Here is a 15,424-nt window from a genome sequence, read left to right as displayed (position 1 = left end):
CATGATGAAAGATATAAGAATGATGATAACAATCGTGGTGCTGGCAGGCGGAATGCTTGCCTGCACCAGCCCAAACACGTCCTCGGGGCGTACTCCCGAAGCGGAGCAGATGCTTACGGAACTGAAAGAAGTCTCTCGGCAGAACCATTTCCTGTTTGGTCATCACGACGACCCTGTATATGGCATCGGGTGGGATGGAGACGAGAACCGCAGCGATGTGAAAAGCGTATGCGGAGATTACCCCGCCATGATGTCCTTCGACTTGGGACGCATTGAACTGGGCGGCGACAAGAACCTGGACAATGTTCCCATAGAACGCCTTCGCCGCGAAATCATCGCACAGTATGAACGCGGCGGCATGGTGTCGCTCAGTTGGCATACGGACAATCCTGTTACAGGGAAAGACGCTTGGGATGTAAGCGACTCTACCGTTGTGGCCTCGGTGCTGCCGGGAGGAGCGCAACATGATAAGTTCATGGGCTGGATGGGCACAATAGCCGATTTTATGAACTCGCTCACCACAAGCGACGGACGGAAAGTGCCCGTTCTGTTCCGCCCGTGGCACGAACATACGGGAAGCTGGTTCTGGTGGGGACAGGCCCTGTGCAGCGCCACCGAATACAAAGCCTTGTGGCGCATGACTTATGAATTCATGCAGCAGAAAGGTGTGAAGCATTTGCTTTATGCCTATTCGCCGGGAACGGAACCGAACAATACCGCCGAATATCTGGAACGCTATCCCGGAGACGACATCATCGACCTGATAGGCTTCGACACGTACCAGTTCGACCGCCGGGAATATCTGAACAATATGGAAAAGGCGCTGACCATACTGACGGAAGTAGGACAATCGCACGATAAGCCGACCGCCGTTACCGAAACGGGATACGAAGCCGTGCCCGACTCTACCTGGTGGACGGAAACGCTGATGCCGGTCATTAGCAAGTATCCCATAAGCTACGTATTGGTGTGGCGCAACGCACGCGAACGCCCCAACCATTACTATGCCCCTTACCCCGGACAAGCTTCGGCCAATGACTTCGTGAAGTTCCATGCCGACCCGCGCACGCTGTTCGTCCGTGATATGAAAACAAAGAAATAACACCCCTTTAAATAAACGAGAAGATATGAATTTCGAAGATAAAGTAAAACAATTGTTCGATGAGCATGAAGTGTTGCTCTCACGTCGTAATGAACCGCAGGAAAAAGAAAACGGCATTATCACCCGTTATAAGCATCCGATACTGACCGCCGCACACACGCCCGTGTTTTGGCGTTATGATTTGGACGAGAAGACCAACCCCTACCTGATGGAACGCATCGGAATGAATGCTACCCTGAATTCGGGAGCCATCAAGTGGAACGGAAAGTATGTATTGGTGGTGCGCGTGGAGGGAGCCGACCGCAAGTCTTTCTTTGCCGTGGCCGAAAGCCCCAACGGCATTGACAACTTCCGCTTCTGGGACTATCCCGTCACGATGCCCGAAGATGTGATTCCCGCCACCAACATTTACGACATGCGTCTCACGGCGCACGAAGACGGCTGGATATACGGCATTTTCTGTGCCGAACGCCACGACCCCTCCGCTCCGGCAGGCGATTTGTCATCGGCTACCGCCACCGCCGCCATCGCCCGTACCAAGGACTTGAAGAATTGGGAGCGCCTGCCCGACCTGAAGACGCGCAGCCAACAGCGCAACGTGGTGCTGCATCCCGAATTCGTAAACGGCAAGTACGCCCTATACACCCGTCCGCAAGACGGATTCATCGATGCGGGAAGCGGAGGCGGAATCGGCTGGGCGTTGGTGGATGACATGACGCAAGCGGAAGTAACCGAGGAAACCATCATCGACCAACGCCATTACCACACCATCAAGGAGGTGAAGAACGGCGAAGGACCTCATCCCATCAAGACTCCCCAAGGCTGGCTGCATCTGGCACACGGCGTGCGCGGTTGCGCCGCAGGTTTGCGCTATGTGTTGTATATGTACATGACCGCCTTGGATGATCCTACCCGCGTGATAGCCTCGCCCGCAGGCGCTTTCATGGTACCCGAAGGCGAGGAACGCGTGGGCGATGTATCCAACGTGCTGTTCACCAACGGATGGATTGCGGACGAGGATGGAAAAGTGTTCATCTATTATGCTTCCAGCGATACCCGTATGCATGTGGCGACTTCTACCGTGGAGCGGCTGGTGGACTATTGCATGAACACGCCCCGAGACGGATTCTGTTCATCGGCTTCGGTAGAGACCTTGAAAAAACAGATAGAAAAGAACCTTCGGCTGATGCGGGAATGAAAAACGCCCGACAAGCACCGCCGACAATCGTCGATAGTGCTTTTTCTTCGGAAAAAGCACCGTTGACTGCAATCGACAGCACTTTTTCTTCGGAAGAAGCACTATCGACTCCGATAATCATCCATAAAAATCGAATTACCATGATAATGCTCAAAGAAAAGATAGGTTACGGACTGGGAGACATGGCCTCGTCCATGTTCTGGAAGCTCTTCGGTTCCTATCTCATGATATTTTATACCGACGTGTTCGGTATGCCTGCCGCCGCGGTAGGCACCATGTTCCTGGTCACCCGGGTATGGGATTCCGCCTTCGACCCCGTAGTCGGCATCTTGGCAGACCGCACCCATTCGCGCCGGGGCAAGTTCCGTCCCTACCTGCTGTTTCTTGCCGTGCCGTTCGCGCTCATCGGCATCCTTACGTTCACCACTCCGCAGTGGAGCCTGACCGCCAAAATCATCTATGCCTATGCCACTTACTCGCTGATGATGATGGTCTATTCTGCCATCAATGTGCCCTACGCCTCCCTGCTGGGAGTCATCAGCGCCGATCCGCACGACCGCAACCTGCTGGCCGTCTATCGCATGCTGTTCGCCTACCTGGGCAGCTTCATCGCCCTGTTGCTCTTCATGCCCATGGTGAATGTGTTCAGCCGGGGGCATAGCGAACAATACGGCTGGATGATGGCGGTGGTGGTGATAGCCGTGGCGTGCGCCGCTTTGTTTTATGGCTGTTTCGCCCTGACCCGCGAACGGGTGAAACCGATAAAGGAGGTGCAAAACCCGTTAAAAGAAGACTTGAAGGACTTGTTTCACAACCGCCCTTGGTGGATATTGCTGGGCGCGGGCATTGCCGCCCTGGTGTTCAACTCCATCCGCGACGGTGCCACGGTGTACTATTTCAAATACTTCATCGTCGAAGAGAACCATGAAACGGTTTCCCTGTTCGGACTGTCCTTTGTGCTGAGCGGACTTTATCTGGCCGTCGGGCAAGCCGCCAATATCATCGGCGTGATGCTTGCCGCCCCGGTGAGCAACCGCATCGGAAAGAAAAAGACCTACATGTGGTCCATGATATGCGCCACGCTGCTCAGCATCGTGTTCTACTGGCTCGACCGCGACGACATCGCACTGATATTCACCTTCCAGGTGCTGATCAGCATTTGTGCGGGCAGCATTTTCCCGTTGCTTTGGAGCATGTATGCCGATTGTGCGGACTACTCGGAACTGAAGACAGGCAACCGCGCCACGGGGCTTATCTTTTCGTCCTCGTCCATGAGCCAGAAGTTCGGTTGGGCCATCGGAAGCGCCGTTACGGGCTGGCTGCTTGCCTATTTCGGTTTCCGGGCCAATGCCGTGCAAAACGAGCAGGCCATTCAAGGCATTAAAATGTTTCTGAGTTTCCTGCCTGCCGTGGGAACCGTGCTGAGTGTCGCGTTCATCAGTCTCTATCCGCTGTCCGAGAAGAAAATGAAGGAAATCACGGAAGAGCTGGAAGAACGAAGAAGAAATTAATATTTGATTATGAAAAAGAGAATGGAAACAACGATATTTCAACTCAAGAAAGAGGTGGAGGAAATACTTACCACCAACATCCTTCCCTATTGGATGGATAAAATGATAGACGTACAACATAGCGGATTCTATGGCCGCATCAACGGACAAGAGGTATTAATGCCCGAAGCTGAGAAAGGAGCCATCTTGAACGCACGTATTCTTTGGACTTTCTCTTCGGCTTACCGCCTATTGCATAAGCCTGAATATTTGGAAACTGCCACCCGTGCCAAGCGTGAAATCATCGACAGATTCTACGACAAGGAATTTGGAGGAATTTATTGGAGTATCAGTGCCGAAGACCGCCCGCTAGACACCAAGAAGCAGATCTATGCCATTGGGTTTGCCATCTACGGACTCAGTGAATACCATCGTGCTACGGGAGACAACGAAGCGTTGGAATACGCCATCCGTTTGTTTCACGACATTGAGGCGCACAGCTTTGACCGAAAGAAAAACGGATATTTCGAAGCACTGACCCGAGAATGGGAAGAATTGGATGATATGCGTCTCAGCAACAAGGATGCCAACGAACGCAAGACCATGAATACCCATTTGCACATTCTTGAGCCGTACACCAACCTGTTCAGGGTATGGAAAGACGATTACCTGAAACATCAGCTGTACAACCTCGTTCGCTTGTTCATCGATCGCATACTGGATACAGACACATCGCATCTACAGCTCTTCTTCAATGACGATTGGGAAAGCCAATACCATATCATCTCCTACGGACACGACATTGAAGCGTCCTGGCTCCTTCACGAAGCTGCCATGGTGCTAGATGACAAAACACTATTGGACGAAGTGGAGCCTCGTATCATTGACATTGCCGAAGCTGGCACCGAAGGTTTTCTAACCACTGCGGGTATGCTATATGAACAAAATGTGGACACGGCTTCAATAGATGCCGACCGCCATTGGTGGGTTCAGGCAGAGACCATTGTGGGCTATATCAATTTGTATCAGCATTTTGATGACAAACTGTCTTTATCCCGTGCCTTACAGTGTTGGGAATTCGTCAAACGGAATTTGATAGACCGCGAGAATGGAGAATGGTACTGGAGTCTCCGAGCCGACGGTAGTGTGAATCGAAATGAAGACAAAGCGGGATTTTGGAAATGTCCTTATCACAATGGACGCATGTGTATGGAAATTATGGAAAGATTTGTTTAAAAACTGTCATTCATTATTTTTGAGAACGATTTTAAACATTGAAAAGGTATGAAAAGAATAATCATAGCGCTTTGTATGCTGTACCTCTTCGGAGGAAATTTATCAGCCAAAGTAGTTTTACCCCAAATTCTGAGCGACCATGCGGTATTACAGCAACAGACAGAAGTGAAGCTATGGGGTAAGGCAGTACCGAACACTACGGTCAACGTAACTCCTTCATGGAATAATCAGACGATAACCGCTCAATCCGATAATGAAGGAAGATGGCAGGTAAGCATACAGACTCCTGCCGCCGATTTCACTCCATACAGTATTGAGTTTTCAGATGGAGAAATAACTCGCATCCAAAACATACTAATTGGTGAAGTTTGGTTCTGCTCTGGACAATCGAATATGGAAATGCCGCTGAACGGTTTCTGGAATTGTCCGATAGAGCATGCTAACGAAACGATAGCCACCTCTGGCGAATGGAACGCTATTCGTATGGCTACCATTCCCAAGACCGGTGCATTGACTCCCCAAGAACATGTAGCGGGTAGTTGGAAAGAAAGCAATCCTTTCAACGCACCTTATTTCAGTGCAACCGCTTTCAACTTTGCCAGGATGTTGCACCGGGTGCTTCGTGTACCAGTAGGCATTATCTCGTGCGCTTGGGGTGGCTCGCGTGTAGAAGGCTGGCTGCCTCGTGAGGTAGTGGAAGGTTTTCGGGATGTTGACTTAAAAAAGGAAATCAAGAAGCCAGAAAAAGGGAAAGAATGGGATTACTATACACCGACAGTTATGTATAACGGCATGCTAAAGCCCCTTCAACGCTATACCATTCGTGGATTTCTTTGGTATCAAGGAGAATCGAACGTAGGTAAAGAGAAAACATATGTCGAACGTCTGCGAATCATGGCTGAGCTTTGGCGCAAAGAGTGGGGAAAGGGAGAACTTCCTTTTTATTTGGTAGAAATTGCTCCATATGATTATGGTGAAGGAATCAGCGGAGCATTATTACGCGAAGCACAGTTCCAAGCATCTTCTCTCATTCCCAATAGCGGTATGGTATGTACTAACGATTTGGTTTATGCCTACGAAAAGTCGCAAATTCATCCCTGCCAAAAAGAAGAAGTGGGCAAACGATTGGCTTATCTTGCACTGAACAAGACCTATCAGTATGGAAGCATAGCCTGCGAATATCCTTCTTATTGGAACATGAGTATACAAAGTGACACAGTAGAACTGACTTTTCACCATGCAGATGAAGGACTGAGTCCGTGGAAAGATATAAAAGGTTTCGAGATAGCCGGAGCAGATAAAGTGTTTTATCCGGCCGTAGCCGTTCTCGTCCCTGAAAAGAAAACCATCCGGGTACATTCGGATAAAGTGAAACATCCGGTGGCTGTGCGTTATTGCTTTCATAACTTCCAACCCGGCAATTTAAAGAATCATCGCGGTATGCCCGTCATTCCATTCAGAACAGATCATTGGTAAACAAATAAATTAAACCAGCATGAAAAATATATTAGTAGCAACAGTATTATCTCTCAGTATGGCAACAAACGTATGTGCCCAAGTGCAACCGGCCATTCCTTCGGATGCCCGGATAGAAAAGAAAGTGGAATCTCTTCTGAAAAAGATGACCCTGGAAGAGAAAGTAGGACAGATGTGTGAAATTACCATCGATGTAATAACCGATTTCAGCAGCCCGAATGACTTTAAGTTGAGCGAAGCCTTGCTCGATACCGTCATCGGGAAATACAAAATAGGTTCCATCCTGAATGTTCCCCTCAGTGTGGCACAGACCAAAGAAAAGTGGGCGGAAACTATTCGCCAAATCCAAGAAAAGTCATTACAAGAGATTGGCATCCCTTGTATCTATGGTGTAGACCAAATTCATGGTACAACCTATACCCTTGACGGTACCCTCTTTCCACAAGGAATTAACATGGCGGCCACCTTCAACCGCGAACTGGTACGCCGTTCGTGCGAAATATCTGCCTACGAGACAAAAGCCTGTTGTATCCCTTGGACATATGCTCCTGTTATGGACCTGGGACGCGATCCGCGCTGGCCGCGTATGTGGGAAAGCTATGGTGAGGACAGTTACGTCAATGCCCAAATGGCCGTCGAAGCAGTAAAAGGATTCCAAGGAGAAAATCCGAATCGAATAGACAAGTACCATGTGGCAACCAGTTTGAAACATTTTATGGGGTATGGCGTACCTGTTTCGGGCAAAGACCGTACTCCCTCTTCCATTTCGGAAATTGATTTGCGCGAAAAACATTTCGCTCCTTTTTTGGAGTGTATCCGCAACGGTGCGCTAACTCTCATGGTCAATTCGGGTGTGAACAACGGAATGCCTTTTCACGCCAATAAGGAACTGCTCACTGGATGGTTAAAAGAGGATTTGAACTGGGATGGCATGATTGTAACAGACTGGGCCGATATTAACAATCTTTGTACCCGCGATCACATTGCCGCCACCAAGAAAGAAGCCATCAAGATTGCCATCAACGCGGGCATTGATATGTCCATGGTTCCTTATGAGGTGAGTTTCTGTACGTGGCTGAAAGAACTAGTGGAAGAAGGTGAGGTATCGATGAGTCGTATTGATGATGCTGTGCGCCGTGTGCTCCGCTTAAAGTACCGTTTGGGGTTGTTTGAAAATCCTTATTGGAATATTGAAGAATACAATAAATTTGGCAGCAGTGAATTTGCCCAAGTAGCACAAAAGGCAGCCGAAGAGTCATTGGTACTATTGAAGAATGAAGAAAATGTACTTCCCTTAGCTCAAGGAAAAACAATTTTACTAACCGGACCCAATGCCCATTCCATGCGTTCACTAAATGGAGGATGGTCATATTCCTGGCAAGGTGACAAGGCCGATGAATGTGCAGAAGCTTATCATACCATTTACGAAGCCTTATGCAATAAATATGGCAGAAATCATATTATTTATGAACCAGGCGTTACCTATGTCACCGGGAAAGGCTCTCTGTGGTGGCAGGAGAACCAACCAAAAATAGAGAAGGCAGTACAAGCAGCTAGTAAAGCGGACATTATCATCGCCTGCATCGGAGAGAACTCTTATTGTGAGACACCGGGTAATCTGACTGATTTAAATCTTTCAGGTAACCAAAAAAAATTGATAAAAGCTTTGGCTAAAACAGGGAAACCGATTGTCATGGTGCTGAACGAAGGTCGTCCGCGTATTATCAATGAAATTGTTCCGCTAGCAAAAGCTGTGGTACATATCATGTTGCCTGGCAACTATGGGGCTGACGCACTTGCAAACCTACTGGCAGGTGATGCGAATTTCAGCGGTAAATTGCCGTTCACTTATCCTCGTTTGATTAACTCACTAGCTACTTATGACTACAAGCCTTGTGAAAACATAGGCCAAATGGACGGAAATTACAACTACGATGCTGTAATGGATGTACAATGGCCATTCGGTGCCGGACTGAGCTATACTACTTACCGTTACAGCAACTTCCGTGTGAACCGTTCTTCTTTCACCGCTGATGATGAACTTGTTTTCAGTATTGATGTGACCAACACAGGCAAGATGGCAGGAAAAGAAAGCGTGCTTCTCTGCTCCAGTGACTTGGTGGCCAGTCTTACACCTGACAACATCCGTTTGCGCGGATTCGAAAAAGTCTCGTTGCAACCGGGCGAGACCCGGACAGTCAGTCTGAAGTTGAAAGGCAGCGACCTCGCCTTTGTAGGTTACGACGGAAAATGGATACTCGAAAAAGGAGAATTCAGAATGACTTGCGGCAGTGAGCAAATCATAATTCAATGCAGCGATACGAAGAAATGGGAAACTCCTAATAAATAATTTTTAGCGACAATATCATAAGCCCCCAATTACCAGACACAGTACGATGCAGGATGGGCATGTGCTATTTTGCCAAGAACGTGATGGGGTCTTTAAAGAGACTTTATTTTACTCTAACCGAACTTCGTCATCATAAGAGGCTATATCTGTTAGCCTCTATGTGTGGCGAAATATTTATTTAGCCGACACTAAATAAAAATCTATGACACCACTATGTTAATTATTAGTGGGATAGATGTGCAAGAAGTATGGTTTGCATTGGTTGTTCTACAGCTTTTTCGATGGATAGAAGATAACCAAACTGATAAAAAGTATCTGTAAAGGAGTATGTTCCTTCAAGGACGAAGTGAACAATGTCGAAAAAGAGATAGACGAAATCAATGACTCCGAACAAAAGAAGTAAGTATATGGCAACTGATAAGAGCATACAATCCCTCAGGAAACATTTGGAGGTTCTGTGGATGACAGTCATGAAGATCGTCGCCGTAACCGTCGTGTTCGTTATTACGGCATTCTTCTTCAAGGAGCAGCTGTTTGATGTTATACTTGCTCCGAAAAACGGTAAATTCATCACTTATCGGTTACTCAACCGAATAATTTTATGGACAGGAAACAGCATACCTCCATTCTCAATCAGGTTTATCAACACGGAGTTTGCTCAGCAGTTCATCATTCACATGAAGACGGCATTGTGTGCCGGTATGTTGTGTACCTCTCCTTACATACTTTACCAACTGTTCCGATTTGTATCTCCTGCGCTTTATGATAATGAACGGCGATATGTAATCCGAATGGTCGGAGGTGGCTATGCGATGTTCTCTCTGGGGGTACTCGTCAGCTACTTTTTAATCTTTCCGCTGACATTCCGTTTCTTGGGAACTTATCAGGTGAACGGTGATGTGGATAATCTCATCACGTTTGATTCGTATATCTCAACACTCGTTATGATGTGCCTTGCGATGGGTGTTATCTTCGAGATATCTATCCTCTCGTGGCTGTTTGCCAAACTGGGTTTCCTTTCAGCTGATTTCATGCGCAAGTACCGCAAACACGCCATTGTGATAATCCTTGTGGTTGCTGCGATTATTACGCCGACATCGAACGTGTTCACGCTTTCGCTGGTCGCCCTGCCGATGTGGGTACTTTATGAAATGAGTATATGGATTGTAAAAAACTCAAAGATGAATGAAGATACTGTTGCAACATAAGATATTCATTGGATATTTCCTTTTGATGGCGATCATCGGCAGCATGGTCGCTATTGTTCTCCATGAGCGTAACCGGGTACAGAAGATAGAAAACGAATCAATCGCCATTTTCCAGACCCAATATGACATCAACACCGCCCACCGCTATGTTACCGCATTGGTGACTTATGGCGAATCCGTCTTGGTGTGGAACAATGAGGATTCCCTGGCTTACCGGAAACGTTGTGTGCAGACCGATTCCATGCTGCAAATCTTACGAGTGCAATGCGAGGATTTCATACGACTCGCTCAGATTGATTCGCTCCGCACATTGTTAGCCGCCAAAGAAGAGCATCTGTTCCAAATCATGGAAGCCTCACGGAAACAAAAAAGAACAGACACTCTCTTGTTCAATCTGAAGCCAACCGTGACGAAACAAACAACTACCCGGACAGTTACCCGTAAAAAGAAAGGCATCGCCGGATTCTTCGGAGGCAAGGAAACCGTACAGATACCCGTTGTCACAACCCGGCAAACCTCGTTGGATAAAAACTTGATTTCCTTGATGAATGAACAGCAACGGGACATAGATGCCTATACAGACAGCCTGCGGTTATGTAACAAAGAACTCAACCGTAAACTGCGAATGCTGATTACAAGTCTGGATGAACAGACATGGACTGCTTTCCGAAACAAGGAGGCGCGTCTGAAAGCATCCTACGAACATTCGACTTTGGTCATTACCGGCTTGATTATATTCTCAATCATCCTGTTGTTCATTTCATATCTTGTCATACAACGGGATATTAAGGTCAAGGCAAAAAACAAGAAACACCTGGAGGAAACGATAGAGCAGAACATCGCGCTGTTAGAGATGCGGAAGAATATCATCCTGACAATCTCCCATGACATCCGTGCCCCTCTGAACGTAATCAGCGGTAGCGCGGAACTTGCCGTGGATACTAGGGAAAAGAAACGAAGAAACACGCACCTGAACAACATCAGGATCGTGTGCCGACATATTGTACATCTGCTTAACAACCTGCTGGACGTGTACCGCCTGAACGAGGCAAAAGAAACCCGCAACGATGTGCCGTTCAACCTGAACGCCCTGTTGGAACGCATTGCCTTTGGCTTCTCCCATGTGGTCAACAACAAAGGCATCCTGTTCAGCCACGACTTTACCGATACCGATGTCAAACTTTGCGGTGACGTGGACCGTATCGAGCAGATTCTGGACAACTTGCTCAGCAATGCCGTCAAATTCACGGAAACCGGCACGATCAGTTTGAATGCCCGTTATAACGAAGGAAAGTTGCTGTTGGAAGTCAAGGATACCGGCATAGGCATGAGTAAAGATGCGCTTTCTCGTATATTCCGTCCGTTTGAACGATTGGGTTCCGTCAGGAACGCGGAGGGTTTCGGATTAGGCCTGCCAATAACAAAAGGTCTTGTCAACCTGCTTGGCGGGACAATAGACGTTACGAGTGATATTGACCGTGGCAGCACGTTCCGCGTGACGCTCCCATTGAAAACCACGGATGAAACAATAGAGAGCGAGAGCCTGACAATACCACACCCTGCACATCTGCCTCAGAATGTGCTTGTCATTGATGACGATGCGATGCTACTGGACGTGATAAAGGAAATGCTGGAGCGCAACGGCATGAATTGTACGGCCTGCACAACCACCAAAGATATAGTCAAGGCGATGCGGGGCAAGGATTATGACCTGTTGCTTTCCGACATTCAGATGCCGGGAACCAACGGCTTCGACTTGCTGACCCTGTTGCGTCGTTCGAATATCGGGAACTCCCGCACGATCCCCATTATCGCCATGACCGCGCGTGGTGACAGGGACAAGGAGGCTTTTCTCCATGCCGGATTTACGGACTACATTTATAAGCCGTTTTCTTCCTCGGAACTGCTCGGACTGTTTTCGAGGATAAAGACAGACAGGCGGGAGGAAAAGCCGGAGGTTGATTTCAACATGGTACTTTCCGAGGTCAGTGACAAGTACAAGGCACTGCTTTCCTTCATATCCCAGTCGGAAAAGGATAGGGAGGAACTTGATGCCGCCATAAAAAACAGCGACCGGCATAAGTTGCGTGAAATCACCCACAGGATGCAACCGATGTGGGAGTTACTGCGGATGGAAGAGCCCCTGCTGGCTTACCGTACTTTTCTGAAGGACAGAGAAACAAGCGACAAAGAGTTAAATGAATATACCCGGCAGATAATAGACAGCACCGCCACGCTAATCAGGGCGGCGGAAGCCGAGATAAAAAGACTGACGAATGAAACGGAAAATACTGATAGTTGAAGACAATGTGGGGCTGTCACAAATACAGAAAGACTGGCTTTCCCAAGCCGGTTATGAAGCGGTGACAGCCATGAACGAGCCGATAGCCCGCTCGCTGATACGCAAAACGCAGTTCGACCTTATATTGTCGGACGTGCGGTTGCCGGAAGGCGACGGCATTTCCCTGTTGGAATGGCTGCGCAAGGAGAAGAAGGACATCCCGTTCATCATAACGACCGAATACGTTTCCGTCCCGGACGTTGTGCGCACCATCAAACTGGGAGCCAGGGACTACCTGCCTAAACCGGTACACAGGGATTACCTGTTGGAACTGGCGGAAGATATATTCCATCCCGTAGCCACCGTGAGAAAGCAGGAGAGGCAGTTGTTTCACCGCACAAGCCCCATGATCCTGAAAGTGGAAAAGTTTGCCAGACTGGTCGCCCCTTCCGAGATGTCCGTGATGATACTCGGAGCCAACGGGACCGGTAAGGAATCGGTGGCACAGACCATCCATGACAACAGCGAACGATATGGCAAGCCTTTTGTCGCCGTAAACTGTGGCGCATTGCCCCGTGAGTTGGCCGCCTCGTTGTTTTTCGGGCACGAGAAAGGCGCGTTCACCGGTGCGGATACGGCAAAGAGCGGATATTTCGACCTGGCGAAAGGCGGCACGCTGTTCCTTGACGAGATAGGCACCATGCCGCATGAAATCCAATCCATGCTTCTTCGGGTATTGCAGGAGAATGTATATACCCCGATCGGTAGCGGCAGGGAACGGATTTCGGATGTCAGGGTCATTTCCGCGACAAACGAGAATATGGAACTGGCTATCAAGGAGGGGCGGTTCAGGGAAGACCTTTACCATCGTCTGAACGAGTTTGATATCCGGCAGCCTTCTCTGGAGGAATGCCCGGAAGACATCCTCCCGTTGGCAGAGTTTTTCCGTGAACGCTTCTCGAAAGAACTGAAAAGGGAGACACGGGGATTTACGGAGGATGCCAAACGCAGGATGCTTGCCTACCGGTGGCCGGGCAACGTGCGCGAACTGCAAAACCGTGTCAAGCGTGCCGTGCTGGTTTCGGAAAATCCTTTATTGGAACTTCCTGAGTTAAATACAGGAGGTCAAATGGAGCACACGAATGGGGAGATCGCCTCTATCATGTTACCATTGAAAGACGAGAAAATAGAAAAAGAATCCATCATAAAAGCCCTGCAAATATGCAACGGACATCGTGAACAAGCGGCGCGGTTACTGAAAATAAATCCCGCGACATTGTATCGGAAGATGAAAAAATACGGACTGCGGTAGGTTGAAAACACGAATAAAGTTCATTCTCTTTTCAGTAGCGGCCATTTTTTGAGAGGCCGACTGTATATATTATTACGGTCATTTTTCAAGTTTTTGTTCCTGATTTTCCGTCTTCAGGCGCAACGACTTCGGAGTGAAGCCCGTCCCGAGCCTTCAGGCGAGTGGCAAGTTGTTTTGGGGTGCCGGAAATAATTTCGGGTGCCCCAAAACACAACTTGCCATGTTCGCTTGAACATGAATTTTTCTTCCGAAAAATCAAAATGTGGCATTCTATCCGCTTTCCGCCAATAAACCCCTTCTACCGCCATCTTTATCATTCCTTGAATACCCAAAACTGGAGCCATCGAGACACTTGGGCGGTGTAACAGGATGACACACGGTGTCACAGACCGTCAGCAGACCGCCATGATAGTGGCAATCCGGAAATTTTATCGTTATTTTGCCGCATGTCAGAACGCGTCCGGTCGCACAATTATCCATGTGTTCGTCAAGTACGGGGTGTATTATTGCATCCGCCCATTGGGTAACGGGTGAACGGAAACATATAAGAACATAATAATGCGTCCACTCCCCCATGTATGAATGCGTGACCGTCTTAATGCCGGACGGAACACATGAGGGATTGGGTACGTGACCGACTTATTTGGTGGATGTACATACCCGTTCAGCGATACTCACATGCGGGAATGGTCATATGGTCGCATTCACGACATGAGGGAAATGCAAGATTGCCGGAAAAGAATTGTCCAACTATCTAAAATATATAATTATGGCAAAGAGAAAAGAGGTTAAAATCAACGAGGAGCAGATACGCGACATGATGACTGGGGACATTCCTGCCGTCTTCATGGAAAAAAATCATGGAAACAACGCTGCCGACTCCCCCAAAGAAGGTGGCAAGGAACCAAAAACGGAAAATCAATCCGGGATTCCTGCCGTACCAAACAAAGTGGAAGATTCCGGCATATCTACCGGTGAAGAAGTACCGACCCCGGTCCTCCGAGAGAAAACACGCCAGAAAAGGAACGGCTTGCAGGATTATCCCGAACATCTGTTTGATAACAACGTTGTAAGGGAGCGCCGACAGACCTATGTCAGCAGTGACAACTACGAACGGGTGCGCATCCTGCTTTCCGTGATAGCACCGACCGTCAGCATCTCGTGCTATATAGACAATATCCTCTCGGCACACCTGGAACAGTACCGTGACGAGCTGAATGCCCTATACAGCAGCCGTATCAACCTGAAACCGTTATGATTCTACATGTGGCCGCATGAGAAAAGGGACACCCGGCTGTCGGAATCTCTTCCTTCAGCCGGATGCCCCCCCCGTTTCTCTTTAACGGTCCCGTGTTCATCTCGTACCGGTGGCTCTCCTTCCTTTCGGTATCGGATTGTCAAGGATTATCCTGTAACAGAACTTTCCGTCCACCTTCACCGGCTCCCTTGCCACCATAAATCCGGCACATTTCTCCACCTTCGCGGCATCGAGTATCATTCCGGCTATGAAGCTGTTGGAAAAACGGGCGCAACGTGGGTCATTCCATATCATGAAGCCGTTTTCGTCATCCGATACGAACATGTACCAGTCTTTCGGCCTGTCATCGTCCCTGGCGATTCCCAGCCGGTTTCCGGCGTGCAGTTTAAGTTCCCTGCTCAATATCTTACTCAGGTACATGCTGCCGTCACGGCATACCGTGATGATCCGTTTTCCCTTGTAGGTCAGTGCCGGATGTGAATTGCTCTTGTCATAAACTGTCAGTTTCATAAT

12 protein-coding genes are annotated in these 15,424 nt (G+C 48.5%); 11 read left to right on the top strand and 1 reads right to left on the bottom strand.

Annotated elements, in window-relative coordinates; translation table 11 throughout:
• The first annotated feature begins 1 nt into the window (after position 1).
• The 11 genes from AB5935_RS03005 (at position 2) to AB5935_RS02955 (ending at position 14,911) form a co-directional block, all read left to right on the top strand.
• The gene (locus AB5935_RS03005) at positions 2 to 1,102 is read left to right on the top strand and encodes a glycoside hydrolase family 26 protein (protein ID WP_007831886.1); all 1,101 of its coding nucleotides are present in this window, start codon (positions 2 to 4) and stop codon (positions 1,100 to 1,102) included.
• A gap of 25 nt (positions 1,103 to 1,127) precedes the next feature.
• A complete protein-coding gene (locus AB5935_RS03000) occupies positions 1,128 to 2,300 on the top strand; it encodes a glycosidase (RefSeq protein WP_007831887.1) in 1,173 nt (390 codons plus the stop codon).
• Positions 2,301 to 2,440: 140 nt separating this feature from the next.
• Positions 2,441 to 3,811 carry an MFS transporter gene (locus AB5935_RS02995; RefSeq protein WP_038612542.1) on the top strand — a complete coding sequence of 457 codons (1,371 nt, stop codon included), beginning with the start codon at positions 2,441 to 2,443 and terminating at the stop codon, positions 3,809 to 3,811.
• Between the two features lie 21 nt (positions 3,812 to 3,832).
• Entirely contained in the window at positions 3,833 to 5,026 is a 1,194-nt protein-coding gene (locus tag AB5935_RS02990) for an AGE family epimerase/isomerase (RefSeq protein WP_051926299.1), read from the top strand.
• Between the two features lie 48 nt (positions 5,027 to 5,074).
• Entirely contained in the window at positions 5,075 to 6,502 is a 1,428-nt protein-coding gene (locus tag AB5935_RS02985) for a sialate O-acetylesterase (protein WP_038611074.1), read from the top strand.
• A 19-nt stretch (positions 6,503 to 6,521) separates the two neighbouring features.
• Positions 6,522 to 8,852, top strand: coding sequence for a glycoside hydrolase family 3 N-terminal domain-containing protein (locus AB5935_RS02980; RefSeq protein ID WP_038611077.1), 2,331 nt, complete (start codon positions 6,522 to 6,524; stop codon positions 8,850 to 8,852).
• Between the two features lie 407 nt (positions 8,853 to 9,259).
• Positions 9,260 to 10,060, top strand: a complete 801-nt coding sequence (tatC, locus tag AB5935_RS02975) for a twin-arginine translocase subunit TatC (protein ID WP_032935604.1) — start codon at positions 9,260 to 9,262, stop codon at positions 10,058 to 10,060.
• Positions 10,038 to 12,362, top strand: a complete 2,325-nt coding sequence (locus AB5935_RS02970) for a hybrid sensor histidine kinase/response regulator (protein ID WP_051926300.1) — start codon at positions 10,038 to 10,040, stop codon at positions 12,360 to 12,362. Before tatC ends, AB5935_RS02970 begins: the two co-directional genes overlap by 23 nt.
• The gene (locus AB5935_RS02965; RefSeq protein WP_038611080.1) at positions 12,337 to 13,653 is read left to right on the top strand and encodes a sigma-54-dependent transcriptional regulator; all 1,317 of its coding nucleotides are present in this window, start codon (positions 12,337 to 12,339) and stop codon (positions 13,651 to 13,653) included. The genes AB5935_RS02970 and AB5935_RS02965 overlap by 26 nt, the downstream gene beginning before the upstream one ends.
• 369 nt (positions 13,654 to 14,022) lie before the next feature.
• Complete coding sequence (locus tag AB5935_RS02960; protein ID WP_165861703.1) at positions 14,023 to 14,187, top strand: hypothetical protein; 165 nt, start codon at positions 14,023 to 14,025, stop codon at positions 14,185 to 14,187.
• A gap of 235 nt (positions 14,188 to 14,422) precedes the next feature.
• Positions 14,423 to 14,911 (top strand): DUF3408 domain-containing protein, encoded by a 489-nt coding sequence (locus AB5935_RS02955; protein WP_038611083.1) that lies wholly within the window; start codon positions 14,423 to 14,425, stop codon positions 14,909 to 14,911.
• Positions 14,912 to 15,007: 96 nt separating this feature from the next.
• On the opposite strand, the gene AB5935_RS02950 is transcribed toward AB5935_RS02955, so the two are convergent.
• Positions 15,008 to 15,421, bottom strand: a complete 414-nt coding sequence (locus AB5935_RS02950; protein WP_007831907.1) for a hypothetical protein — start codon at positions 15,419 to 15,421, stop codon at positions 15,008 to 15,010.
• Between the last annotated feature and the right edge of the window lie 3 nt (positions 15,422 to 15,424).

Origin of the sequence: Phocaeicola sp. RTP21198st1_B8_RTP21198_201120 (assembly GCF_040929485.1) — a bacterium.
Lineage (GTDB): Bacteria > Bacteroidota > Bacteroidia > Bacteroidales > Bacteroidaceae > Phocaeicola > Phocaeicola dorei.
Note: the sequence above shows the minus strand (reverse complement) of the source record. Positions and strands in the feature narration are given on the sequence as shown.